23 protein-coding genes are annotated in these 26,237 nt (G+C 47.3%); 15 read left to right on the top strand and 8 right to left on the bottom strand.

Features of this window, described 5'->3' with window-relative positions:
* Positions 1-95 precede the first annotated feature (95 nt).
* From menD to menE, 4 genes are read left to right on the top strand one after another with little or no spacing between them, the layout of a single operon-like run.
* Entirely contained in the window at positions 96-1,817 is a 1,722-nt protein-coding gene (gene menD, locus L5M38_RS11345; RefSeq protein ID WP_219251859.1) for a 2-succinyl-5-enolpyruvyl-6-hydroxy-3-cyclohexene-1-carboxylic-acid synthase, read from the top strand.
* Positions 1,817-2,605 carry a 2-succinyl-6-hydroxy-2,4-cyclohexadiene-1-carboxylate synthase gene (gene menH, locus L5M38_RS11340; protein WP_263179138.1) on the top strand — a complete coding sequence of 263 codons (789 nt, stop codon included), beginning with the start codon at positions 1,817-1,819 and terminating at the stop codon, positions 2,603-2,605. The genes menD and menH overlap by 1 nt, the downstream gene beginning before the upstream one ends.
* Positions 2,606-2,631: 26 nt before the next feature.
* Positions 2,632-3,744: an o-succinylbenzoate synthase gene (gene menC, locus L5M38_RS11335; RefSeq protein ID WP_263179136.1), complete on the top strand. Its 1,113-nt coding sequence runs from the start codon at positions 2,632-2,634 to the stop codon at positions 3,742-3,744.
* Complete coding sequence (gene menE / locus L5M38_RS11330; RefSeq protein WP_411569305.1) at positions 3,707-5,149, top strand: o-succinylbenzoate--CoA ligase; 1,443 nt, start codon at positions 3,707-3,709, stop codon at positions 5,147-5,149. The genes menC and menE overlap by 38 nt, the downstream gene beginning before the upstream one ends.
* Before the next feature lie 100 nt (positions 5,150-5,249).
* Here menE and rpoH read toward each other — a convergent pair whose 3' ends face one another.
* The 4 genes from rpoH to ftsY all read right to left on the bottom strand — a co-directional run bounded on the left by rpoH (position 5,250) and on the right by ftsY (position 9,625).
* Positions 5,250-6,107 carry an RNA polymerase sigma factor RpoH gene (gene rpoH / locus L5M38_RS11325; RefSeq protein WP_006079635.1) on the bottom strand — a complete coding sequence of 286 codons (858 nt, stop codon included), beginning with the start codon at positions 6,105-6,107 and terminating at the stop codon, positions 5,250-5,252.
* Positions 6,108-6,332: 225 nt separating this feature from the next.
* On the bottom strand, positions 6,333-7,298 hold the full coding sequence (gene ftsX, locus L5M38_RS11320; RefSeq protein WP_113940269.1) for a permease-like cell division protein FtsX: 966 nt from the start codon (positions 7,296-7,298) through the stop codon (positions 6,333-6,335).
* Positions 7,295-8,011: a cell division ATP-binding protein FtsE gene (gene ftsE, locus L5M38_RS11315; RefSeq protein WP_212599516.1), complete on the bottom strand. Its 717-nt coding sequence runs from the start codon at positions 8,009-8,011 to the stop codon at positions 7,295-7,297. Before ftsE ends, ftsX begins: the two co-directional genes overlap by 4 nt.
* Positions 8,012-8,014: 3 nt before the next feature.
* Positions 8,015-9,625, bottom strand: a complete 1,611-nt coding sequence (ftsY, locus tag L5M38_RS11310; RefSeq protein ID WP_263179132.1) for a signal recognition particle-docking protein FtsY — start codon at positions 9,623-9,625, stop codon at positions 8,015-8,017.
* Between the two features lie 213 nt (positions 9,626-9,838).
* Between ftsY and rsmD the strand changes: the two genes are divergently transcribed.
* Both rsmD and L5M38_RS11300 read left to right on the top strand, forming a co-directional pair.
* Positions 9,839-10,507: a 16S rRNA (guanine(966)-N(2))-methyltransferase RsmD gene (rsmD, locus tag L5M38_RS11305; RefSeq protein ID WP_263175671.1), complete on the top strand. Its 669-nt coding sequence runs from the start codon at positions 9,839-9,841 to the stop codon at positions 10,505-10,507.
* A complete protein-coding gene (locus L5M38_RS11300) occupies positions 10,482-10,766 on the top strand; it encodes a DUF1145 domain-containing protein (RefSeq protein ID WP_263168555.1) in 285 nt (94 codons plus the stop codon). Before rsmD ends, L5M38_RS11300 begins: the two co-directional genes overlap by 26 nt.
* Before the next feature lie 78 nt (positions 10,767-10,844).
* On the opposite strand, the gene L5M38_RS11295 is transcribed toward L5M38_RS11300, so the two are convergent.
* Positions 10,845-11,408 (bottom strand): NapC/NirT family cytochrome c, encoded by a 564-nt coding sequence (locus tag L5M38_RS11295; RefSeq protein ID WP_105250630.1) that lies wholly within the window; start codon positions 11,406-11,408, stop codon positions 10,845-10,847.
* A 434-nt stretch (positions 11,409-11,842) separates the two neighbouring features.
* Here L5M38_RS11295 and L5M38_RS11290 point away from each other — a divergent pair, with 434 nt between their 5' ends.
* From L5M38_RS11290 to L5M38_RS11260, 7 genes are all read left to right on the top strand, one after another.
* Positions 11,843-12,205: a hypothetical protein gene (locus L5M38_RS11290; RefSeq protein WP_198572390.1), complete on the top strand. Its 363-nt coding sequence runs from the start codon at positions 11,843-11,845 to the stop codon at positions 12,203-12,205.
* Between the two features lie 100 nt (positions 12,206-12,305).
* The gene (locus L5M38_RS11285) at positions 12,306-12,761 is read left to right on the top strand and encodes a DUF2057 family protein (protein WP_198572391.1); all 456 of its coding nucleotides are present in this window, start codon (positions 12,306-12,308) and stop codon (positions 12,759-12,761) included.
* A gap of 109 nt (positions 12,762-12,870) precedes the next feature.
* Positions 12,871-13,308 carry a hypothetical protein gene (locus L5M38_RS11280; protein WP_263168558.1) on the top strand — a complete coding sequence of 146 codons (438 nt, stop codon included), beginning with the start codon at positions 12,871-12,873 and terminating at the stop codon, positions 13,306-13,308.
* Between the two features lie 278 nt (positions 13,309-13,586).
* Positions 13,587-13,847, top strand: coding sequence for a heavy metal-binding domain-containing protein (locus L5M38_RS11275; RefSeq protein WP_198572393.1), 261 nt, complete (start codon positions 13,587-13,589; stop codon positions 13,845-13,847).
* 21 nt (positions 13,848-13,868) lie between these two features.
* Positions 13,869-15,410, top strand: coding sequence for an efflux RND transporter periplasmic adaptor subunit (locus tag L5M38_RS11270; RefSeq protein WP_263168561.1), 1,542 nt, complete (start codon positions 13,869-13,871; stop codon positions 15,408-15,410).
* Between the two features lie 9 nt (positions 15,411-15,419).
* A complete protein-coding gene (locus tag L5M38_RS11265; protein ID WP_263147443.1) occupies positions 15,420-18,560 on the top strand; it encodes an efflux RND transporter permease subunit in 3,141 nt (1,046 codons plus the stop codon).
* A gap of 218 nt (positions 18,561-18,778) precedes the next feature.
* Complete coding sequence (locus L5M38_RS11260; protein ID WP_263147440.1) at positions 18,779-19,945, top strand: ribonuclease T2; 1,167 nt, start codon at positions 18,779-18,781, stop codon at positions 19,943-19,945.
* A 76-nt stretch (positions 19,946-20,021) separates the two neighbouring features.
* Here L5M38_RS11260 and L5M38_RS11255 read toward each other — a convergent pair whose 3' ends face one another.
* The 3 genes from L5M38_RS11255 to plsB all read right to left on the bottom strand — a co-directional run bounded on the left by L5M38_RS11255 (position 20,022) and on the right by plsB (position 24,623).
* The gene (locus L5M38_RS11255; RefSeq protein ID WP_263168563.1) at positions 20,022-20,795 is read right to left on the bottom strand and encodes a VOC family protein; all 774 of its coding nucleotides are present in this window, start codon (positions 20,793-20,795) and stop codon (positions 20,022-20,024) included.
* A gap of 148 nt (positions 20,796-20,943) precedes the next feature.
* Entirely contained in the window at positions 20,944-22,200 is a 1,257-nt protein-coding gene (mtr, locus tag L5M38_RS11250; RefSeq protein WP_263168567.1) for a tryptophan permease, read from the bottom strand.
* Complete coding sequence (gene plsB / locus L5M38_RS11245) at positions 22,200-24,623, bottom strand: glycerol-3-phosphate 1-O-acyltransferase PlsB (RefSeq protein ID WP_263168569.1); 2,424 nt, start codon at positions 24,621-24,623, stop codon at positions 22,200-22,202. The genes mtr and plsB overlap by 1 nt, the downstream gene beginning before the upstream one ends.
* Positions 24,624-24,783: 160 nt before the next feature.
* Between plsB and lexA the strand changes: the two genes are divergently transcribed.
* Together lexA and L5M38_RS11235 are read left to right on the top strand one after the other, a co-directional pair.
* The gene (gene lexA, locus L5M38_RS11240) at positions 24,784-25,404 is read left to right on the top strand and encodes a transcriptional repressor LexA (RefSeq protein WP_105250639.1); all 621 of its coding nucleotides are present in this window, start codon (positions 24,784-24,786) and stop codon (positions 25,402-25,404) included.
* Positions 25,401-25,913, top strand: coding sequence for a cell division inhibitor SulA (locus tag L5M38_RS11235; RefSeq protein WP_212599505.1), 513 nt, complete (start codon positions 25,401-25,403; stop codon positions 25,911-25,913). Before lexA ends, L5M38_RS11235 begins: the two co-directional genes overlap by 4 nt.
* The last annotated feature ends 324 nt before the right edge of the window (positions 25,914-26,237 follow it).

Raw genomic sequence — 26,237 nt, 5'->3', positions numbered from 1 at the left:
CCCATGCGATCCACTCGAGAATTGTTAAACCAAGCATACATCTTGGAGCATAAACACGTTACACTAAGCCCATCTTTATCCTAATAGATTCAGCTATGCGGACCGAAAATACAGCCACTCTTAATCTTATTTGGGGCGCCCTTATTCTTGAGGAGTTAGCACGTCTTGGCGTGCAACATGTGTGTATGGCGCCGGGCTCGCGCTCAACACCGTTAACCCTCGCCGCCGCCCAGCAAACTAAACTCCAGCGTCACTTACATTTCGACGAGCGTGGGCTCGGCTTTATGGCCTTAGGTCTAGCAAAAGCTAGCCGCGCACCGGTCGCCATCATTACAACCTCAGGCACAGCAGTCGCCAACTTGTACCCTGCCATTGTGGAGGCGTGGCTGACCCATGTACCTTTAATCGTCTTAAGTGGCGATCGTCCGCCAGAATTACTCGGCTGCGGTGCCAATCAAGCCATAGTCCAACCGGGAATTTTTGCGAATTACGCCACTCAAGTGAATTTGCCAACACCGGATATACATATCGCACCGCAAGCGTTGCTTACCACAGTGGATGAAGCGGTGGCGAATCAAACTCGCCCAGTGCATATCAACTGCATGTACCGTGAGCCCTTGTATCCGAGTGAACTCGGTGGCGCGATTCTCGATGCCGAATCACCTTACCTCAAACCATTGCAAACTTGGCTGCAGCTCGCACGACCGTATACCCAATACGGTAAGAGCAAACAGGTGAGCAGCCCAAGTGACGATGCCATTATGCGGTTCGTCCACGGTAAAGGGGTGATCGTTGTTGGTACTCTCACGCCTGAACAAGATCCACAGCAACTAATTGCCCTATCGCAAAAAATCGGCTGGCCATTACTTACCGATGCCCAGTCGCAACTGCGTCAGCATCCCGCAGCGATAGGTAATATTGATCAACTGTTGCAACATCCAAAGGCGCGCAATCTATTGCAGGAAGCGGATCGTGTACTCGTATTCGGCGGCCGTTTATTATCAAAACGCTTGATAGGCTATCTCGCCGAGCAAAATTGGCACAGCTATTGGCAGGTTTTACCAGAACAAGACAGGCTTGACCCTAGCCACAATGCTAAACACATTTGGCACGCGAATGCACAGCAGTTTGCGGCCTTAAATTGGTATCGCTCATCCTCAGCAAACTGGGCGAATACCCTAATCACCTATAACGATGAATTACATAACTTATTTGTGCGCAATATCGACCAAGGGGAATTTGGTGAAGCACAAGTTGTGCGGGCCATCGCCAATACTCGTCCGCTAGAACAACAGCTTTTTATCGGCAACAGCCTGCCTGTACGCTTGTACGACATGTATGCCCCTGTCAGTTGTTGTACGGCAACCACTTATACTAATCGTGGCGCATCGGGTATTGACGGACTACTCGCCACCGCCTGCGGTATTGCGGCCCATGAAGGCAAACCCACGAGTTTAATCATCGGTGATTTATCACAACTGCACGATCTTAACTCGCTGGCCATCGCTAAAGGCTTAACCAGCCCGCTGGTGATCGTGATCCTCAATAACGATGGCGGTAACATCTTCAACTTATTGCCCGTTCCCAATGAACAAGTCCGTAGCGATTATTATCGACTCAGCCACGGTTTAGAATTTGGCTACGCCGCAGCTATGTTTAATTTACCCTATAATCAAGTGGATAATTTAGCCGATTTTCAAGATAGCTATAATGAAGCGCTGGATTTTCAGGGGGCTTCGATCATTGAAGTCAATGTAAGTCAAACACAAGCCAGCGACCAAATCGCCGAGCTCAACTTGTGGGTGAAACAAAGCTAATGCCAACCATGGCCCGTTACGGCAATTCTTCACTACCGACCTTAGTGTTACTGCATGGCTTTTTAGGCACTAAGACAGACTGGTTGCCGTTAATGCCTGTGCTAAGCCAGCACTTTCATTGTATTTGTTTTGATCTGCCGGGCCACGGGGATAACCAAAGGGAGTTGAAGCCAACCGAATTAGATGGATTTAACCAATGTGTTGAAGATGTGTTGGCACACCTGAATGGCCTTCATATTGGTCAATTCCATCTCTACGGTTATTCTCTCGGTGGCCGTATTGCTCTGCACCTTGCCAAAGCCTATCCAGAAAGACTACTGAGCCTAAACCTCGAATCCTGCCATCCTGGACTTACAGACCCGCAAGAAAAACTTGCCAGAACCAAAAATGATACCCAGTGGGCCGAGCGTTTACAGCATCTGAATAGCAAAGACTTTTTAAGCTTGTGGTATCAGCAGCCCGTATTTACCGATATGACGGCTACCAAACGAAAAACCTTAATCGAGCATCGTTCTGCAGCATTAGATCTGCATCCTAAACAGCGGCTTAAAGAGGTATTCATAGCCACCTCACTCGCACACCAAGCATCGATGTGGGATGTACCTTTGCAGCTTACCTGTGAGTGCCATTTCTTTGCGGGCAACCAAGATGCTAAGTTCCATGCCCTCGCCCAAGAGTGGCAATTACACGCGCCCATCCTCATCCATAGTATTCACGGCGCCGGCCACAACATACACCAAGCTGCTCCCGAGGCATTAACCTCAAAAATAGTGAAGTTGCTAGGGTAATGACAGAATTAAAATGTAGGAAATATATGATATTAACTTCGCTTAACCTGTATCAATATCGACTACCGCTCGACGTATTATTGCCCGTCGGCAAGCAACGTATCGATCACAGAGCGGGATTAGTACTACAAGCCGGTGTCGGTGCCAGCGCTAATGTTGGTGGCGAGCATAGACAAGTCGAAGTTGAAATTGCCCCACTCTCTGGCATAGATGTCGATGAACAAGCCTTGATGGGGTTCAGCCGTGAAACACTCACTCAAGTGCAAACGGCTTTGAGTAGATTATTACCCCAACTCTGCGGTCAGCATATTGATACATTGCTGGAATGCGCCGAGCAAAGCCCTTACCCTTCTTTGGCCTTTGGTTTAAGTCTGTTACATGCCAAGTTAATGGGCAAACTCGATGCCATCCGTCCACAAACGGCCACAGTCCCTTTGATTTATCATCCAACGGATGCGAGCAAAGACTTGCTCGATAGCAAAATTGCCGCCCTTGGCAGGGATGTTCGTTCGGTTAAAGTCAAAGTCGCGCAAACTTCAATCGAAGATGAACTAAGCCTGATTTATGGCATTTTACGTACCCGCCCCGATCTCAAATTGCGTTTGGATGCGAACCGAGGGTTTACACTTGAGCAAGCAATCGAATTTGCCGCTTGCTTGCCCCTAGAGACCATAGAGTACATTGAGGAACCTTGCCTGAATCCTCATGATAATCATGAATTTTATCAAGCAATTGGTATACCCTACGCCCTCGATGAATCGCTCAACGATCCAGAATACCAGTTTGTAATGCAAAATGGCCTGACTGCGCTTGTCATCAAGCCTATGCTGCTCGGCAGTATCGAAAAGCTAGCTAATTTAATCGATACGGCGCAAAGCTATGGCGTACGTTGCATTATCAGTTCGAGTCTAGAGAGCAGTTTAGGCATTAATGATCTGGCCCATTTAGCCGCGATTCTCACTCCGGATGAAATCCCTGGGCTCGATACCCTCAGCGCCTTTAGCCAAGATTTAGTCGTGTCATCGGGTAAAAAATACTGCCTCACACTCGCGCAACTTGAGCCAATTGCACTGCACGCCATTGATTCAATGCAACAAAATGATGATACAGCCAAAAGTGAGGGAAACGAGTTTGTCTAATGCCAGCCTATCAAAACCGCTTGCACTGTCACCCGTGCACCAAGCTGCGCTTGCGTTTCCACAGCAGACAGCCATCAAGTTGGCGGGGCAAGACATTAATTACTCAGAGCTTAGCCAGCGCGTTATCGCACTGGCTCAGCAGCTAAGCGCTTCGGGGATCTCAAAGGGGGAACCGCTCGCCTGTATTGCTAGCAATAATCTCGAGATGATTTGTCTCTATTGGGCCTGCATCGATATAGGAGTAATCTTTTTTCCTATCTCGCCCCGTTTCCCCCTCGCGCAGATCCAAGACTTAATTAATGAACATCAGATCCGCTATGTTTGGAGTGCTGAGGTTTGTGAACTACAGAATTGTCATCACTTGCGCTTAAATTTCAATTGCGTTAGCAGTGACTTAGCCCTGCCTGTCGACTTTACTCGTCCAGCTAATGTGATTTTAACTTCAGGCTCTAGTGGCTTTCCCAAAGCGGCGGTGCATTGCTTAGCGAATCATATTGCCAATGCTGAAGGTGCCCGCAGCTTAATCCCACTCGAACAAGGTGATGCCTGGCTACTCTCCTTGCCCTTATTCCATATTGGCGGTCTTGCGATATTAAACCGCTGTGCCTTAGTCGGTGCCAGTGTTGTCATGCCAGATCAAGCGCTTAGCCTTGGTCAGCAGATTGACCAAGATCAGTTGACTCACATATCTCTCGTTCCCACACAACTGAGCAAGTTACTTGCCGATACGAGCAGCAAGCTTAAAAGTATCAAAGCTTTATTACTTGGTGGCGGCGCAGTCTCAATCGACTTACTCGAACAACTTAAGCAACGCAATATCGCCAGTTACACCAGTTACGGCATGACGGAAATGAGCTCGCAGATCACCACAGGTCACGCTTTAAGCGACGGTAGCAGTGGCAAATTACTCCCCAAGCGTGAGCTTAAAATCGAAAACGGTGTGATTTTGGTGCGCGGCGAATGTCTGTTTATGGGCTATCTCACCGCGGATGGAATACAAAAGTGCGTTGAACAAGATGGCTGGTTTTACACCAAAGACAAGGGCGAGTGGGACGAAAATGGTAATCTTCGCATTCTTGGTCGCGTCGATAATATGTTTATCTGCGGCGGCGAAAACATCCAGCCAGAAGAAATCGAAGCCGCACTTAAACAGCACCCACAAATAGACGATGCTATCGTTTTCGCCATCCCCGATGCACAATTTGGCAATCTCCCCGCCGCTATCATTCGCGGCAGTTTAACTCATCTCACAGAGTCGATTGCAAGTGAACTCGAATTGTTCCTCGCCGACAAAATCGCCCGCTTCAAACGCCCAAGACAGTATTATGTATGGCCAGAAAATCATGAGCAGGCAGGGCTGAAAGTAAATAGAAAAGCCTTGATAGCTAATCTTGTTAAACACTGATTTATCATCAACGTCATCAAGCCAAATTTCACCCATAAAAAAACCTGTCGCAGCAGGTTTTTTTATGGTTAAGTTACAATCATTTTACACGTGATGTGACTTAGGCTTCCATACAAGCTTTCAGCTTGTTCATGGCATTTTTCTCAAGTTGGCGAATACGTTCAGCCGACACTTGATAAGTCTCTGCAAGTTCTTGCAGTGTGGTTTTATCGTCATCTAACCAACGGGCGCGCAGAATATGCTGGCTACGTTCATCTAGGGTTTTGATGGCCGATAATAAACGACCTTGAGCATTCGATTCCCAGTTGTCGTTTTCAATATTTTCCGCTAAATCCGATGAATGATCTTCCAAATAATGGACGGGGGCAAAATCATGCTCCTCGTCTTGATCATTGGTTAAATCAAATGCCGGATCTTGCGCTGCCATACGTGATTCCATTTCGGTCACATCGGCCTTAGACACACCTAAATTTTCAGCCACCATAGTGACTTCTGCATCGCTGAACCAACCTAAGCGTTTTTTCGCTTTACGGATGTTAAAGAACAACTTACGTTGCGCTTTAGTGGTCGCGACTTTAACAATGCGCCAGTTTTTCAGCACATATTCATGAATTTCAGCTTTGATCCAGTGCACAGCAAAAGACACTAGACGCACGCCAACATCGGGATCGAAGCGTTTAACCGCTTTCATCAAGCCTATGTTGCCTTCTTGGATCAGGTCTGCCTGTGGCAAACCATAGCCTGAATAGCCCTTTGCAACGTGCACTACAAAACGTAAGTGCGACATAATCAGTTGCTTCGCAGCTTGTAGATCACCAGTTTCCTGTAAACGCTTGGCCAACTCATACTCAGCCTCAGCGTCCAGCATGCTGATGCTAGTCACTGAATGGATATAAGCTTCTAGACTACTGGCGCCCTGTGGGACTGTCAGTGCCATTGATTGCGTTTGAAAGGTCATTCGCTCTCCTACATTTATCAGACTACTTAACGAGTGCATTCTTAGGTTCAACAACAAAATACCCTAAGAATAAGCTCACGAACTATCGGCTAATTGACAGAGTATGTCAACCTCAGCTCGTTTGCAGATACCCTTTTTACCTCGCTGAAGTAGACATTGCAAGTGAACAAAAGTTCATTACTCAGCATTTTTTTCGTCACTTTTTTTAGTTTAATCGACTGATTATTATGAAGGTTCAATCGACCGTAAATGCTGGCGTACAGACAAATACGAACCTAACCAACCTAAAAATGAGGCAAGTCCAACCAATTGCAGCAGTTCAATAAAAGTGAGTGATTTCATTTCAAGCTGACTGCCATACAAGCCTAAAAGTTCGGCAAGGGCGGAATCGAGATACCACACTAATAAGTTGATGATAAGCCAAGCCAATATGCCGCCAATGACTCCGTACCAAATCCCAGTGTAGAGAAATGGGCGCTGGATAAAGGCTTCGGTTGCCCCGACGAGCTTCATCACTTCAATTTCGCTGCGCCGATTCATAATCGCTAAGCGAATCGTATTACCTATCACTAAGACCACGGCCAGCACGAGTAACGCGGCAATCGCCATCACAGTACGTTCGAGTAGACGCACTACCGCCTGTAACCGTTCTAACCATTCGATATCTAAACGGCCAAAGCTAATCTCAGGCTCGCGCTCTAGTTTAGTTAAGAGTTCACGGGCGCCCACCGGCGTTGAGTAACGCGGCGTAGGCGTAACGGTAATGACCGCGGGCAAAGGATTTTTATCTAAATAGGCCAAGGCCTCACCAAACCCAGATAAGCGTTGGAATTCTTCTAGCGCTTGATTTTTATCAATATATTGCACTTTATCCACTTCGGGATATGTCCGAATGCGAGTCAGCAGGCTCTGAATCGTTTGTTCACTACGATTATCGTCGATAAACAAGGAGATCTCTGCCGCGCTGTTCCAGGAACTGGTAATGGTCTCGGCATTTTTAACTAGCACTTGCAATGCTGCAGGCAAACTTAGGCTCACACCTAAGACAGCCATGGTCATCACAGAGGATATTGGGTTGCGCCAGAGCTCTCCCATGCTCGCCATTGCTTGCTGCGCATGGCGAATAAAAAACATCACAATCCGACCAGACAGAGGCAGCTTGCTGCGAGTTAATTTTGCGCTATCGCTCATTGCCCTTCGCCTCTATTCGTCGATGCACTGCGAGTGTGTACATTAGGATGCAACTCTTGTGCACCTAACATACGGCCCTGTTTGAGGGTAAAAGTGCGATATTTCATTCGTGCAATAAGACCTAAATCATGGGTGGCAATTAATACGCTGGTTCCCGCATCATTAAAGGTTTCAAACAGACGCAAAATATCCATAGATAATTTAGGATCTAAGTTACCCGTAGGCTCATCGGCGAGCAGTAAAGGTGGTTTATTCACAATCGCACGGGCAATGCCAACACGTTGCTGTTCGCCGCCGGACAACATAATTGGGTTATGCCGCTCCTTGCCATATAAACCCACCATGTCGAGGGCACCCGCAACACGCTTACGAATTTCGCCATGGGAGAATCCCTCAATCACCAGTGGTAAAGCCACATTGTCGAACACACTTCGGTCCATCAATAGATGATGGTTCTGGAAAATCATCCCGATATTGCGGCGCAAATAAGGCACATGTTTAGGGCTGACTTTAGCGATATCGTGACCGTTAATCGCGACGCGCCCCGTTGTTGCCCGCTCGATTACCGTGATTAATTTCAACAGCGTACTTTTACCCGCCCCCGAGTGGCCGGTTAAAAATGCCATTTCACCTTGCTGTAGATGAAAATTCACATCCTCCAGCGCCATTTGGCCGCCAGGATAAATCTTACTGACCTGCTGAAAATCAATCATAAATTAGCTATCCGCTTTTTCTTGAGTGAACAAGGCATCGATAAATTCTTTCGAATTGAAGGTTCGCAAATCATCAATTTGCTCACCCACACCTATGTAACGGATCGGAATATTAAACTTATCAGCAATCGCAAATACCACGCCGCCCTTAGCCGTTCCATCTAACTTGCTGATGGTAATACCCGTTACACCTACGGCTTCCTGGAATAATTGTGCTTGGCTAATCGCGTTTTGCCCCGTGCTCGCATCTAATGTCAGCATGACCTCATGCGGCGTATCTGGGTCGAGCTTCTTCATCACTCGCACCACTTTCTTTAATTCTTCCATCAAGTGCGCTTTATTCTGTAAACGACCAGCAGTGTCGGCAATCAATACATCCACTTTACGCGCCTTGGCCGCTTGCAAAGCATCGAACAACACAGAGGCACTATCGGCACCTGTATGCTGGGCAATCACTGTAATATCATTACGTTGACCCCAAACCTGTAGCTGCTCAACCGCTGCAGCACGGAAGGTATCACCCGCGGCTAACATCACTGACTTACCTTGGCTCTGATATTGTTTGGCTAATTTGCCAATAGTGGTGGTTTTACCCACGCCATTAACGCCAACCATTAAGATAACAAATGGGCCATTAGCATTGTCTGGCACTAACGGGATAGCGACAGGATCGAGTGTTTTTTGCAACTCATCCCGCAGTAATTCATATAAAGCTTCGGCATCTTTAAGCTGCTTACGTGAGGCATGCTCTGTCAAATTCTTGATTAATCGCGTAGTGGTTTCGACACCAACGTCGGCGATTAATAATTGTTCTTCGAGTTCTTCAAACAGATCGTCATCGATTTTCTTGCCGCGAAATAGGCCGATAAAACCACTGCCGATATTCTCGCTGGTACGCATTAAGCCACGTTTCAGGCGAGCAAAGAGCCCTTCCTTAACGGGTCGAGCCTGCGGCTCAGGTTGTAATTCAGCAACTGCTGTAACAGTTTGCTCAGTTTCAGCTTGTTGCTGAACTAAAGCCTCTGCTTGCTCACGTGCTAGTGCTTCGCCAGCGAGTTGTTCTGCAGCTAAGGCTTCAGCAGCATGCTGTTCGGCGGCCAAGCGGGCAAGTTCAGCTTGTTCCGCTGCGAGTAATTCTGCTTCTAGCTGAGCGGCAACTACACGCGCCGCCTCTGCTTGAGCTAATTGCTCTGCGGCGGCTTGCTCAACCGCTAACTGCTGTGCTGCCAATTGTTCTGCGATGCGTTGCTCTGCTCCTGACTGTGCTTCGGCTAACTTCTCTGCAGCATGCTTTTCTGCACTAAGTTGTTCAGCGGCCAAACGTGTCGCTTCAGCTTGCTGATTAGCAAAATGCAACGATTCAATTCGGGCATGCTCAAGGGCAAATTGCTCGGCTTCGGCTTTTGCCTGTGTTTGTTCGGCCGCTAACTGTTCTGCAGCCTGTTTTTCAGCATGAGCTTCGGCCTCGATGGCCCCTTGTGCCTCTACTTGTTCCTGCGCTACACGCTGTGCTGCATCACTATCTTGTGTTGGAGTAACAACTGGCGTTTCAGCGACGACCTCATCTTGTGACTTATCTTTACGAAACCAAGAGAAAAAACCTTTCTTTGCCATGTGTGATTCCAGCGCTCTACTTCAGTATTGAATTTTGAATAAGACCCTGATGTTATACCAGATTGCCTCGGCAATTACGCCCAAAAAGTCGGCAATTAGCTAAGCTCAGTTAGCCTTCTCACCTTTTAGTGAGACTTTGATATAAAATAGCGGCCTTTATTAAGGTGGCACAGTCTACCACTTTCTTTCTTCAGGCAAAATCACGGGGGCACTTTGGTTAATCATCGAACGGTCAAAAATAATGTGACCAAGGGTCAAACAGCCAAAAATAAACCCGGCAGTGGACAAGTGCGGATCATCGCAGGCCAATGGCGCTCGCGTCGTCTACCTATCCAAGATCTCGAAGGTTTACGCCCAACGACAGACAGGGTTCGCGAAACACTCTTTAACTGGCTGGCTAATGATTTAGTCAATGCACGTGTACTCGACTGTTTTGGCGGTAGTGGCGCTTTAGCTCTCGAAGCCTTGTCCCGCTATGCCAGTTTCGCCCAAATTATCGAGTTGCAACGCGGCGCAGCCCTGCAATTAAAAGAAAATCTGCAAACCCTTAAATGCGATAAGGCCGAAGTGCTCAATGCTGATACGTTAGTGGTACTGCAAAGGGGCTGCGAGCAAGGTTTCGATGTGGTATTTATCGATCCCCCCTTTCGTAAGGGATTGGCAGAAAAGACGATTCAACTGCTAGATTCTCAAGGTTGGCTTAATGATGGTGCGCTGATTTATGTTGAAATCGAGTCTGAATTGCCGCAACTTGCTATCCCTTCGCGCTGGCACGCCTTAAAAGAAAAGAATGCAGGGCAAGTGAGCTACCGTTTATATCAATATCACTCAGAAACCACTGTTGAGCCCATCGAAGATGAAAACCATGCCCTTATTGATTAACTTAGGTAAAGCCATCACTCTGATTGCATGGTTGATGATGGCCTACAACTTAGTCATCCCCTTTGAAGGCAATGTGGCGATTACTTTAAATATCCTGTTTGCCATTACCTGCATGATGCATTGCTTCCAAGTCGCGATTTTCCACATGCTGTTTAAGACCTTACTACCATTAACGAAACAAGATTATCTACAAGTGTTTATCTTCGGAATTTTCAGCCTGTTAGCTTATCGACAACGGGTGATGACTCAAGCGAATTAACCGAGCACACAGACAGCAAAAAGCCCTCTATTGAGGGCTTTTTAATGGCTATCAATTAAGAAACTGAATCGCTAAACCTTATCCTTTTGGATATGGGTGTGCTACGCCTTTATGGCAGTCAACACAGGTCTTTCTCGCGTCAGGTTCTTTCTTGAAGTTATTTGAGTGCATTCTTACAGCCATTTTACTCATAGTTTCTGGCTGATTCTCGTAAATACGAGTGTGGCAATGTTGACAGTTAGCAGAATCGTTCGCACGGAAATAGTTCAGCGCTTTATCCGCTTGTTCTTTACGATTTTCATCTAACCAGGCTTGAGTGTTAAAGCCATCAATTGTCATGAAACCATATAAATCTTTAGATACGATGATTTTTTTGATCAAATAATCGACTGGACCATGGGGTAAGTGACAGTCTTGACACTGAACCGTAATCCCCGCTTTGCCGCCGCCATGGGCAGAAGCCAACACTTCATCCTTCAGCGAATGATTGCTATGGCAAGACATACAGAACTCATCTGTACTGGTCGCGTGTAATGTTTGTTGAGTGGTAAAGTATCCCACAACACCCACTACAATACCGACGACCAGTAGCGCCAGGATTGAATATTTCGCGCTAGGTTTAAATAGTGCACGCCAGTTCATCACTCTATCTCCAAAATTGTCAAAATTAGTTTTTATAAGACTAGTTTATGCTCTTTCATTTATTAGAAATTTGATTTTAAGCCGAAATTTGCTGATTAAATTAACCTTAAAAGCGCAAAATGAGACTTAGCTCTAACTATTTGGACGTCATTTGGTAAAAACCGCTAGCTGAACTGTGATGCACTTTAACTAAAGCTAATGCAATCACCCGATAATCGCAAGTTACCGATTATCGCGATGAGATTTCCCCTTTGAGAATCAATCACTATTGAAATCATTTCTAGAAAATAGAAATGTGATCCAGTCGATGTTTTGTTTAATTATTGAAGTAGGCGGAGAAATAAATCATTAAAAATTAAAATTTGAATCGTATATGAAACTTTATTGGGCTAACTAAGGTCTCTAAGGGTAAGCAATCAATTTTCAGAGTTATCATGGCTAAATTTTGGATCACCATAGCAGTGTTATTTTCGCTAATCGCCCAATCGGCGATAGTGAGTGCTATGCCAACTTCAGCCAACACCAATGGCCACAGCAGTCAAACCATGCTGATGATGGATGCAGAAATGAACTGCACCATGCCAGATTGTTCTGCATCCGATTGCTTGCAACACTGCCAAGATAGTATGACAAGTCATTGTCAAACCCATTGCCTATCATCACTTTACCTTGAGCCTGCAGTGCTAGAACTGGCCTTCGCCAACCCAGCAAGCAAGCGTATTGCCATACAAGGCTGGGCGATGCAAACTGCCGACCTCGGGCTCACCACACCGCCTCCTAACTCCAATTCACTGTAACGTCTTTCGTTTTTTACAACGTAAAACCGACTAAACACCTTTGATTGCGCCGCTGCATATTCGCACCGCAACGAGGTACAGAGAATTTTTGGAGTTTATTATGAAAACCACTTTATTGAACAAAAGCTTACTAGGCCTTACTTTCGTTATCGGTGCCTTATTAAGTAGCACCACAGTTACAGCCGCCAGCTTAAATAGCACAGATGCGCTCAGTGTTATCAGTATCAATGGTGTGCCAACCACGCCCTTTAAACCCATCCAACTCTCCGCAGGGAAAGTACTGCTCGAGCTAAAATATCAGGATATATTTGATTATCGCGCCGATGATAGTGGCAACTGGGTTAAATCAGCGCCGCTTTACTTAGTGCTGGATGTGAAGGCGAGTGATAGCTACCAAATCACCCAGCCCAAAATAATGACTGAAGCTGAAGCGCGTCAATTTATTAAATATCCAACGATTCAACTCAGTATTAATGGTGACAAAGCGGGCGAATATCCACTGCAAAGCCACAGCCAACTGATGGCGAAAATGTTAGTCAGCAACCCCGCTTTCTAATTTAGACGAGTTAAATATTTAATCTGAGGCATGTGCTGAAATGTGAGTTAAATCATTACAGCATAATGCCTCTATGCTAGACTCGAGCCGTTCATCATTTGGAATACTTATGCATCACACACTCAGTCGTTATTTTTTAGTCATATTCACTCTACTCGCACTCGTCGGGCAAAGTGTCGTGTCTAATGGTCACGCCATGGTGCCACACACTATGGATATGAGTGCGATGAATCATGAGGTTTCCTCCCAAATGCACCACGCTACAATGATGCAGATGGACACGGAGAACAGTTCTGACTCACATTCAATGGCCAACACGGATTGCTGCAACGATAAAATGCTTCCCGGCGCGAAACAGCATTGCTGTGATGGCACCACATCATGTTCAAATGATTGTGGTCATTGTTTGACGATTTCAGTCGCTGGCACTCTATTCAGCCCACACCTCTGGCCAAGTGTGAGCATGAGCGATACTGCAATGGCCACTCCTATGCCTCATTTCCACTCTATCTCTTTGTCTTCGGCCTTTAAACCACCGATAGCCTAGCTCTACTTTGTGCTTATTGGGCAAATAAACCCTTAAAAAAAGCCAAACGACCAAGCTAAAACGACAATGCTGTTAGCCCTAAGCTAACGCCCTATTTAGCCGTTTATTGTGGTGCCTTATCATTAAATCGTGCACCCGAGTCTAGCAAAACGTTGATTACTGAGCCGAATGCCAAATTGTGGCATCAATTCGTCTATCGAAGCGAACCGCTTTGATCCACTGTGCTCACTGACGTTTATGCGCTCGTATTCGGCCGTTAATCCGATGGAGTGAATAATATGAAAACACTAACTAATCTCGCCTTAATCACATTCTTGCTGACCAGCACAAGCGTGTTTGCGACGGCCGCGCCGCACGCACATCAACACGACAATGCCAATCCACAGGAACAAGCACATACCCATGTTTGCCCTATGCACCCTGAAGTGACTGGCAGCAAAGAGGATACTTGCCCTCAATGTGGTATGAACTTAGAGCCAAAGGCAATAGAAGCAAAACCGGCTGAAGGTGCGGCAAAAAACGCCCACAAACACCACTAAGCTAGGCTGGAGATGAGGCATATGAATTCATTTAAAACCGTAAAAAAGCAGACCCCTAAAGCCGTACTGATCTTGAGTAGCTTACTCTTAGGTACGCCTTGGTTGAGCCATGCCCAACTGGCGAGCACACAAGAGCCCGTGGCGACCGAAGCTGCAGTAAATTCTGCAACAGCGCCTAAAAATAATTCGTTAAATCAAGTAAAAACCTACACTTGCCCTATGCATCCCGAAGTGCTCAGCCATGAGCCTGGTCGCTGCCCTAAGTGCAATATGTTTTTAGTTGAGAAACAAGATACCGCAAACTCTGCGGCCGAGCATGCACAGCATCAAGTCGCAGATCACCAAGCCTCTGAGCATGGACAAATCTTGGCAGCGAAAGCTTCGAGCCAGGTATTCGATACCCCAACACCTAAGGCCGACAGCTTAGTTAAAGCCCAAAACCACGTGACAACAATCAAGTACGTTTGCCCTATGCATGCTCACATCATCAGCGATGTGCCCGGCACTTGCCCTATCTGCGGCATGAACTTAGAAAAAGTCGAAACGGGCGGCAATACCCAAGAAATCAATATCAATGTTTCCGGCAGTATGCAGCAAGCGCTGGCACTCAAAGTCGCCAAGGTTGAACGCGACACACTGTGGAAATTTGTCGAAACCGTCGGTCAAATCGATTACGACGAAAGCCAGATCACCCATATCCATGCCCGCGTCACTGGCTGGATTGAAAAGCTCATGGTCAAATCCGTGGGGGATACCGTCAAGAAAGACCAACTGATCTACGAGATCTACTCTCCCGATTTAATTAACGCCCAAGATGACTACCTGCTCGCCATGGACACCGCCAAAGCAAACGGCCAAGGCCGCTACAAAGATTTGGTGCGCAATGCGGGTTTACGCTTATCTTTCCTCGGTTTTAACGACAGACAAATCAAACAATTAGCCGAGTCACATCAAACCCAGTATCGCGTACCTTTCTACGCCAAAGAGGATGGCATAGTTAAAGCCCTCGACGTTCGTGATGGCATGTACATTCAGCCTTCGACCGAAGTCATGTCCCTAGTGGATCTCTCTAAGGTATGGGTGATTGCCGACGTATTCGAGAATGAGCAAAGCTGGATTGCTAAAGGTCAAAAGGCCGAAATTGCCGTTCCCGCCATGAATATCAGTGGCATCGAAGGCACGATCGATTATATCTACCCTGAGCTTGACCCAGTCACTCGCAGCCTGCGAGTACGAGTGGTTCTCAACAATGCCGACGTAGATTTAAGACCTAAAACCCTCGCGAAAGTCTCGCTATTCGGTGGCCCGAATAAAGATGTGCTCGTGATCCCGCAGGAAGCTTTAATTCAGACGGGTAAAGAAAACCGCGTGATCGTCAAACAAACCGATGACAGCTTTACCGCCAAGGCCGTCACAGTCGGCATGATGAGCCAAGGTAAAGCCGAGATTATTTCAGGCCTGAATGAAGGTGAACGTGTGGTGATTTCGGGGCAATTCTTACTCGACTCCGAAGCCAGTCTCAAGGGCAGCTTAATGCGTTTAAGCAGCGGTCATCAGCACTAGGAGCGCGTTATGTTGAAATATATTATCGAGGCGTCAATCAGGCAGCGATTGATGGTGTTGATTATCGCCATCATGATCACAGTTTGGGGCGTGCAGGAGCTGCGCAAAACGCCGCTTGATGCGCTGCCGGATTTATCCGACGTACAAGTGATCATTAAAACCCCTTACCCGGGCCAAGCGCCTAAATTGGTTGAAGAACAAGTGACTTATCCCTTGTCGACCGCCATGTTAGCCGTACCAGGCGCCAAAACCGTACGTGGTTATTCCATGTTCGGCGACTCCTATGTGTATGTGATTTTTGAAGATGGCACCGACATCTACTGGGCACGCTCGCGGGTGCTCGAGTACCTGAGTCAAATTAGCAGCCGTTTACCCCAGGGCGTACAACCTTCACTCGGTCCCGATGCATCCGGTGTCGGTTGGGTGTATGAATATGCGCTGGTCGATCGCTCTGGCAATTTAGATTTATCGCAACTCAAAAGTCTGCAGGATTGGTATCTCAAGCTAGAGCTGCAAAGCGTGGCAGGCGTGTCTGAAGTTGCCACCGTCGGCGGCATGGAGCAAACCTATCAGATAGTGCTTGAGCCCGATAAAATGGCGATCTATAAGCTCGATATCGCCAGCATTAAACAAGCGATCGATAAAGCTAATAGCGAAGCTGGCGGCTCAGTGATCGAAATGGCCGAAGCCGAATACATGGTGCGCGCCAAAGGCTATCGCCAGACGCTAGAGGATTTTCGTGAAATTCCCCTTGGTATCACCAGCCCTTCTGGTACAGGTTTATTACTCAAAGATGTCGCCACTGTGCGCAAAGGCCCAGCCTCACGCCGCGGTATAGCCGAACTCGACGGTGAAGGTGAAGTCGTTGGCGGAATTGTGGTGATGCGTTACGGCGAAAACGCCTTAGCGACGATAGATGCGGTGAAAGCTAAACTCGAAGAACTCAAAGCGGGCCTGCCCGATGGGGTTGAGATTATCCCAACCTATGACAGATCCCACTTGATTCTTAAGTCCGTCGACAACTTGTTTAGCAAGGTCGTCGAAGAAATGTTGGTGGTTGGCTTAGTCTGCTTACTGTTTTTGCTGCATGCGCGCTCCACACTCGTGGCCGTGATAACCCTGCCGCTATCCATCCTTATCGCTTTTATCGTGATGAATAAGATGGGTGTGAACGCCAATATCATGAGCCTTGGCGGCATCGCCATTGCTATCGGCGCCGTGGTGGATGGCGCGATTGTGATGATCGAAAACCTGCACAAGCATTTAGAACATTTCAAAGCCAAACATGATCGCGAGCCCGATACTAAGGAGCATTGGCGCATCGTCACCGAAGCGTCGATTGAAGTCGGCCCTGCGTTATTTTTCTCATTGATTATTATCACCTTAAGCTTTGTGCCTGTGTTCGCACTCGAAGCGCAGGAAGGTCGATTATTCGCGCCACTGGCCTACACTAAAACTTTCGCCATGGCAGCGGCGGCCTTTTTATCGATCACCTTAGTGCCGATTTTGATGGGTTACTTTATTCGCGGCAAAATTCCCAGCGAACGCAGCAATCCTCTCAGTCGCTTCTTGATCGCGCTTTACCAACCTTCGCTCAAACTGGTGCTTAAATTTCCTAAAGTCACCCTGATGTTAGCGTTAGTCGCGCTGGCCAGTGCTTGGTATCCCATGACCCGCATGGGTAGTGAGTTTATGCCCGCCCTTGAAGAAGGCGATTTGCTCTACATGCCAACGGCATTGCCCGGTATCAGTGCCAGTAAGGCCGCCGAAGTCTTGCAGCAAACCGACCGCTTGATTAAAACCGTGCCCGAAGTGGCCCGCGTGTTTGGCAAGGTAGGCCGCGCCGAAACCGCGACCGATCCCGCGCCGCTGACCATGCTTGAAACTACTATCATGCTCAAACCCCATGAGGAATGGCGTGAAGGCATGACCTTAGATGGCATCATTGCCCAACTACAGCAAACCGTCAAAGTACCAGGACTCACCAATGCTTGGGTACAACCCATCAAAACCCGTATTGACATGCTCTCGACGGGGATAAAAACCCCCGTCGGTATTAAGATCACCGGCGCCGATGTCAACGAGCTGCAAAATCTAGGGGCAGAAATAGAGGCCATCCTCAGTAGAGTGCCACACACTAAGTCAGCCTATGCTGAACGCAGTGGTGGCGGGCGTTATATCGATATCACCCCCAAACTCGATGTGGCCGCACGTTACGGTATGTCACTGCAAGATATTCAAGATGTCGTGCGTTACGCCATTGGCGGTATGGATATTGGCGAGTCGGTACAAGGGGCTGAGCGCTATCCCATCAACCTACGTTATCCCCGTGAGCTACGCGATAATATCGAAAAGCTGCGCGAACTCCCTGTGATCACTAAATCGGGAAATTATCTACCACTGCGAAATTTAGCGGATATAGAAATCACCGATGGCGCACCTATGCTCACCAGTGAAAACGGTCGCTTAATCTCTTGGGTGTTTATCGATATTGAAGGCACGTCTATCGGCGAATATATTACGACCGCCAAGAAAGCTTTAAATGCCGAACTCAAGGTGCCCCCGCGCTACAGCTACACTTTTGCAGGGCAGTACGAATATATGCAGCGGGTAGATGCAAAACTTAAGCAAGTGATCCCTATGGCATTAGCCGTCATCTTCATCCTGCTGATGATGACCTTTGGCTCCACCATTCAGGCCAGTATTATCATGCTCAGCCTCCCCTTCGCGTTGGTCGGCAGCACTTGGCTGTTATACCTACTGGATTACAACATCTCAGTGGCAGTCGCCGTCGGTATGATTGCCTTAGCGGGTGTAGCCGCCGAGTTTGGGGTAGTAATGCTGGTGTATCTCAATAACGCCATCAAGCACAGACAAGAGAAAGATAATTACCACAGCGTCAGCGACTTAAAAGAAGCGTTAATGGAAGGTGCCGTTATGCGGATCCGCCCCAAAGCCATGACAGTAGCGACCATCTTCTTCGGTCTACTCCCCATTATGTGGGGTGCAGGATCGGGTAACGATGTGATGCAGAAAATTGCCGCACCTATGGTCGGCGGCATGGTTACGGCCCCATTACTGTCACTGTTTGTACTACCCGCACTTTATCTACTGATTTACTCGCGTAAATTAAAGAAAGACGCGGCGTAATTGAGTGTACGGCGCTAGAACACCGATAAAAATCCCCTCAAACCATTAAAGTTTGAGGGGATTTTCTCATTCAATCAGATTAAAAATCTAATTTTACAACAGTGCCATATACCACTCTGGGTAAAATAAGCCTCTAAGTTTATAGCGCTTATGTGTACCATTGACTCAGTGCCACACAGAATTGACTCAATTCACTGCCGCAGGAAGGATTCCATCACATGACCAAGTCATTTTGTTTAACCATCAGCCGGATATGGCCGCAAGCACTTTCCCTTAAAACCCCATCACGCGCATTACTTGCCGCATTCGGTTTATGCGCTGCGCTCATCATTACAGCACCCGCCTTTGCCGCACCCGCAACCGGTGAATTCGTTGCCGACAAACGCTGTGAGCTATTTCAATCGAAAAATAAGCAGACGAATCCAGACCAATGGCAGAGCAATATTGGTGAGCGCTACCCTGTACTTGAAATCCTCGGCAATAGTGCTAAACCTGATTGGCTAAGAGTGCGCACCAATGCGGTGAAGTCTCCCATGCGTTGGATCAGCGGCGATTGTGGTCAATATCTATCTAATGTTGCTGACAGTAATTTATCAACACCTGCAACGGCGGCGGAACCGGCGCAAACCACCACGGCATCGGACATCAAAGCAAAAAGCCGAGATAGCCTTAAAGAGCATGGTACCCCAGAGAAACGCCAAGGAAATCAATGCCGAATCGGCGGTGAATTTGACGCCAACGTGCTGGCATTAAGCTGGCAAAGCACCTTTTGTGAACTCTATGGCCGCCGTAAAGCCGAATGTCGCGCCCTCAGCCAAACGCCAGAATCGAGCCAATGGCAACACTTCAGCCTGCACGGACTGTGGCCGAATAAACAACAATGCGGCACGCGATATGGCTATTGCAGCACAGTCAAACTGCAACCGAATGATTTCTGTACTTATCCAGAGTTTGAACTGAATCCATCGGTGCGCAAAAATTTAGAAGAAGTCATGCCAAGCGCCCAATATGGCACCTGTTTAGAACGCCACGAATGGTGGAAACACGGCACTTGCCGTAGCCAAGACCCTAACGAGTACTTTTTATTGGCAACCCAGCTGACCCAAGCGGTCAATGCCTCGGCATGGGTACAAAAATTTATTCATGACAACATAGGTAAGAGTGTCAGTAAAAGTGAGTTAAACCAAAGTTTTGATAGCAGCTTCGGTCAAGGCGCTCACACTAAAATGAGTCTTGAATGTGGCAAGGGATTACTGAGTGAAATCCGCATTAACTTGCCCGAAGTCATTAAAACTTCTGACTCCTTACCTAGCCTACTCGCCAAAGCCAATAAGGCCTCAAAAGGCTCCTGCCCTGAAACAATCATGATTGATAACGCTAATTAAACAAATAGTTAGACAAATAAAAACGGCGATTTAGCGTCGCCGTTTTTAACCTTAATGACAGCACTTAATATGCCAGTCACATCTGATTAAGCTTGATCACCGCAAAGGTAGCGCCTTGGGCGTCAGCAATGACAGAAAATCGTCCCACATCAGGGATATCACTAGGCGGTATGCACACTTGCGCGCCTAACGCTTGGGCTTTTTCTGCAAATGCATCGCAATCGGCTACTGCAAAATAAAGCAGCCAATGGGGAGAAATATCGCCCCATTCGGGCATTATCGTCATCATGCCGCCGATGGATTGACCATTAAGCTGCCATTCTGAGTATTCAATGTCAGGCATGTCACTCGGCATGTTGGTCCAAGGGAAGATTTTGCAGTAAAAGGCTTCTTCAGTACGCGGCTCTTTGCAAGCCAGCTCAACCCAGCAAAGGGTATTGAGTTCACCCTGACGGCGAGCACCTATGTGGTTCTTCGCTTGCCATAAAGCAAAGCGTGCGCCTTCAGGATCGCTCACCTGCGCCATCACGCCCGCATCACCCACAATATGCGGCCCCATGTGCACTTGGCCGCCCGCCGCTTGAATCTCTGCAATGCTGGCATCGATATCATCGACGGCAAAGTAGATACGCCAGTGGCTGGGGATATGTGCTTCTGACTCAGGGATTTGATACATGGCGCCTAAGTCATCTCCCGCTAAATTAAATAGCGAAAAGTGACCTTCAGGGATCGGCATTTCAACCGAGTTCCAACCAAATAACGCTTGGTAAAATGCTGTTGTTCCCTGCCAATCATGGCTTGCAAGTTCAACCCAACATGCATGTCCTTGTGCGTACTGAGTCATTTTCATTATCGGCTCCTTTGTTTTAACAATCATTCGAGTTAAGCCTGAGTTTGTATTTCTGTCCAGTATTCAGGTTAAAAAGATCTGTAAGACAAAACTCAACCGCTAAAGACAAAAAAGCCCTCACATGGAGGGCTTAAATCATCACAACAAATTAGGAATATTGCGGCAGTAAATTTGCCATCGCGAGCAGATGACATGCACCCGTGACTATGCCAAATAACACCACAAGAATAATCAGCGGTGTACCGCCTATCACTCTAAAACCTGTGCTATCGGGGAACAACTGCCGCGATTTATAGGCCATCAGCGCCGGGACAATTACCGCCCATACAGTTGCCGCTAATGCCGCAAAGCCAATCGCCACCAAGAAGCCATCGGGAAACAGTAATCCTAAAATCGTTGGCGGCACAAAGGTCACTAACGCGGTTTTCATTCGGCCAGAGCGTGAATCATCAAAACCAAACAAATCGGCGAGATAATCGAACAAACCTAAGGTCACCCCTAAGAAAGATGAAGCCACAGCCAAGTTGGCAAACAAGGTCAACATACTGTTTAACCAGCTACTCGCCATCACCTCAGACAAAGCGCCCACCAACACACCCATATTGCCGCCTTGGGCAATAATGTCGATAAACTGGCTGCGGGGAATATTGCCCATAGTTGCCGCTAACCAACAGGCATAAATCACCAGTGCGATAAAGGTGCCGACGAAAATCGCCTTGATAATGGTGGAGGAATCTTTGCCGTAATACTTCACTAAGCTGGGAACGTTACCATGGTAACCAAAACTGGCGAGACCAAAGGGCAGCGCCGCCCACAGATAAGGTGAAAAGCTGTTATTACCATCGGGTTCGAGCAACTTAGTCACATCAATTTCGATCAATAAATTGCCGATCGCGAGGAAGAAGGTAATGATCATACCGCCGAGCATAATCGTGGTAATGCGATCCACGGCCTTAGTGCTGATCAACACTATGCTCGCCAATACTATGGCAAACACTAGCCCTGCCACACTTTGCGGTAACTCAATTCCCATGCCCTGCAAGCTGTGATTCACAATCGAGCCACCGCCGCTGATATAGGCATAGGTCAAAATATACAGCACGAACGCGATGGAAACGCCGTTCACTATCCGCCAAAACTGCCCTAAGGTTTGCTTGCTTAAAGTATCGAAGCTAGCACCCGGTTCGAAATGCAAATTGGTTTCGAGTAGCAATAAGCCCGACATCAACATGCAAAACCAAATGCCCAATAACATTAAAATCGAATAGCCAAACCACATACCTGCACCGACCACGGGCAGAGAAAACATCCCAGCACCTACGGTCGTGCCAGCAATAATCATGGCGCCGCCGAGCAAGGACTTACCTGCGGGCTTATGCTTAGCCGCATTCATATGATTTGCCATTAAACTGTATGCTCCGCGGTGACACTCGCCACTATCGTTTGTTTCACTGACGGACGTAATAAGCTATTGGCTTGATCTCGTATGCGATTGATATTGGACTTATCTTGGTTATCCGCTAGATATCCCAATTCTTTGAGCTTAACGCTCAAGGTGCCGTAAAGTTTCTTATCGTAGAACTCTGGCGCAGTAATGCCATGCAAAGCGCCTAAACGCTGGGCAAGTAGATGACTCTCAGACTCAAGTTCTGAGCGCTCCATCTTAGGTCTGTTCGCTAACAGATTGAAGATAATGGCATAGCGTTGCAGAGTTTCGCTCACTGAACTGGCTAACAATAATAGTTGGCTAGTGTGTTCAGGCACGACAGTTAAGGTATCAGTCTCAACCACTAACCCTTGTTCAATGAAGAAATCCAGCACTTGATTGACATAGGCAGGTACATCCTTAATGCCCATGAAGAGTTCGGCTTTCAGCAGTGGATAAAAATCGGCAACGATTGACACAACTTGCTGACGCGGGATCTGCTCATTATGCGTTAAACAACTCGCAATTAATGACGGTACAATAAATAAGTGGATGATATTGTTACGATAGTAAGTCATAGACACTGCCTGACTCGTCTCGATAGACACAATTTCACCTAAAGGATCGGCGCAAACAACAAACTTGTTCAGCTCTAAACCTTGCTGCACTAAATGCTTACCATCACCTTCGGCAACCGAAGTATAAGTAGTGTAAGGCACTTTTTTGAGTAGAGTCAGATACAGATCAAGCTGACGTTCCAGCAGACTGCGCTCTAAGGCATTTTGATCTGTGGCCAACAACACTAAACTCGTCAAGGTCACCGAACTCGCCGCCGCCGCATCGTTAATATTCGTCATCACTCGATTCGCCAGCACGTTTACCGCTGGCGTTAACCAGCTTGGTTTTTGCTCAGGATCATCGGCCAACTCAGTACGCCAGTTTGGCGCGCGCTCATTTAAGAAGTTTTGCAGAGTAATCGGCTCGCCAAAGTTCACATAACCTTGGCCGAAATTACCAAGTTTGCGAATCGCACCAAACACCTGCCACACAGATTCTTTTTTCTTTTTCTTACCACTTAACTCTTTATGATACGTCGCCACTTCCATCACATGGTCATAGCCTAAATACACAGGCACTAGCGTGACTGGACGCTCGATACCGCGCAGCACACTGTTCATCGTCATGGCGATCATGCCAGTTTTCGGCGCCAACAGACGGCCAGTACGTGAACGGCCACCTTCGGAGAAGTATTCCACCGAATAACCTTTAGCAAACAGCTGATCTAAATACTCACGAAATACTGCGGTGTACAGCTTATTGCCATTAAAACTACGGCGGATAAAGAAGGCACCACCGCGACGGAACATAGGTCCCGCGGGCCAGAAATTGAGGTTAATGCCGGCAGCAATGTGCGGCGGAACCATGCCTTGATAATACAAAATATACGATAACAGCAGGTAATCCATGTGGCTGCGATGGCAAGGCACATAAACAATCTCGTGGCCATCGTGGTGTAACTGCCGAACTTGCTCGGCGCCTTTAATGTTGATCCCGCTGTAAAGCTTGTTCCACAGCCAAGTTAAAAAACGCTCGGCAATACGCACTAAACTGTCTGAGTAATCGGCAGCGATTTCATCGAGATACTCAATAGCCGTCTCGCGCGCTTGGGTCTCAGAAATCTTTTTACTGGCGGCTTCTTCTTGAATCGCTTTGCGCAGCGACTCAGATTTGAGTAACGAATGAAACAGTGCTTGGCGGTTTGGCAGCACAGGCCCTGTCATTACCTTACGTTGACGACGGAAATGCACGCGCGCAACCCGTGCTAACTTATGGGCAATCCCCATGTCGGTGCCATGTTCGTCAGCCATGTAACGCAGGGATACGGCATTCGAAAACTGCACGAAGTTATGTCGACCTAAGAACAGAATCATCAAGCACTTGCGCAACCAAGTCGGGTTTTCCCGCTCAAATACGGCCGCCTTCATAGTGTCGTCTTCTTTCCCTGGCGTGCGACCCCAATACAAGCTCACGGGCACCAGTTGAATATCCAATTCAGGACGTTCCTTATGCACGGCTAACAAACGCATAAAGCATTCGAGGAAAGGCTCATTACCAGCACGCTCGCCAAACAGTGGCTTACGTCCTTGAAGACAGACAACCCGAGGCGCAGTCACACCATTAGCCACTAGAGGCTCATAAGGGCTTGGTAAACCTAACTTAGCCGTTATTTCGCTCAAAGCAGCTATGTCACTGAGGGATTCTGTTTTCATCACATAAACAAGGGGTCTGGAAGCATCCAGATTCAGATCGGCAAAGGGATCCTGAGGCACCACAATAGTGTGCACTAAGTGTTTTTGGATCCAACGTAATGATTTCAACCAAAGAGAGTCGTGTTTAGGCATTATTCTTATGCAATTAAGTGCGTTTACTAGCCCGATAGAATACCAGACTATGGGCAATATTCGCTAATTCTCTCCAACATAGCTAAAAAGTGGTTAATACTTGCGCTGCAAATAATACTGTATATACTAACAGTAACTGTATAGAAAAACAGGAAACACCATGAGACCTTTGACGCCACGCCAAGCTGAAATTTTAGAGCTAATTAAACGAAATATTGCCGATACTGGCATGCCACCCACTCGGGCAGAAATCGCAACCCGTTTAGGTTTTAAGAGCGCCAATGCGGCTGAAGAACACCTTAAAGCGTTGGCGAAAAAGGGCTGCATTGAGATCATGCCAGGCACATCTCGGGGCATTCGTCTGCCTGCGGAAATCGAAGATTTGACTGAAACAGGTTTACCGCTCATCGGCCAAGTGGCCGCGGGTGAACCTATCCTCGCCCAAGAACATGTTGAACAGTACTACCAAGTCGACCCAAGCATGTTCCATCCCGCCGCCGATTTTTTACTGCGAGTAAAAGGCGACAGCATGAAAAATATCGGCATTCTCGAAGGTGATTTGCTGGCAGTTCATAAAGTAGAACAAGCTAGAAATGGTCAAGTGGTTGTCGCTAGAGTCGATGACGATGTCACTGTTAAACGTTTCGAAAAAAAAGGTAATGTGGTCTATCTACATGCCGAAAATGAAGATTACTCCCCGATTAAAGTGGATTTAGGCTTCCAAAGTTTAACAATTGAAGGACTCGCCGTCGGTGTGATCCGTAATGGAGATTGGCTATGAATAAACTACTTGGCAATGCCCCCCGCCATCCGGGCTTGTGGCTCGATGAAGTCCGTGATGCCGACTATGACTGGCACCATGCGCCTATCGCCTGTATGCCAACCAAGACTCAAGGTCGCCAAGAATTAATTCATCTGAGTGCACAACTCGCTCAGTTAAGCCAACAGGGCCGTTGGTTAGTGCTCATCAACCCTCCAAGTATTGGCTACAAGCAAACACTCGCTAGCGCAGGTGTGCGTATGGATAGAGTTTTGCTGGTACATGCTAAAGATGAAGTCGAAACCCTGTGGGCGATGGAAAAAGCCCTAACAAGTGGTACGTCCAGTGCAGTCATTACTTGGACTCAATCATTAGATGCGCGGGATAATCGACGCCTACAAATCGTGGCTAAAAGTGCCCGAGCTATGGGTATAGTGCTTGAAGACGTAAACAGTCACTTACATGCCGACGTACGCATTGAGCAAGGCAATCTCTTCGGTCAGCAATCTTTTTTTAGCGCTGTACATTAAATATTCATTTAATTTTTTACCTTGAAAGCCGCCTCACCTATGAATGTGAGGCTTTTTTTTGGCAATTTTTCAGATAATTAGATAAATAAGTGATCTTGATCAATATTTAAACAGCAAGTATGGTTGGTTAAGTCGGTGGTGATATATCACCTTCCGTGGTCAATGAATCGAGTATTTATCGAACTCGAAGCGCCACTAAAAATAGAGAACAGATTTATTTCAGCAGTATGTGCCAGCGTGGCTAATTACCAGCAGTAACAATACTTGATTAAAAGTAACAGCCGCCAACGCACGTTGAAGTCAAAAAAGCTTTTTTGGGAACTG

This window comes from Shewanella sp. SM101 (assembly GCF_025654465.1).
Lineage (GTDB): Bacteria > Pseudomonadota > Gammaproteobacteria > Enterobacterales > Shewanellaceae > Shewanella > Shewanella oncorhynchi.
This window is presented reverse-complemented; position numbering and strand designations above follow the sequence as displayed.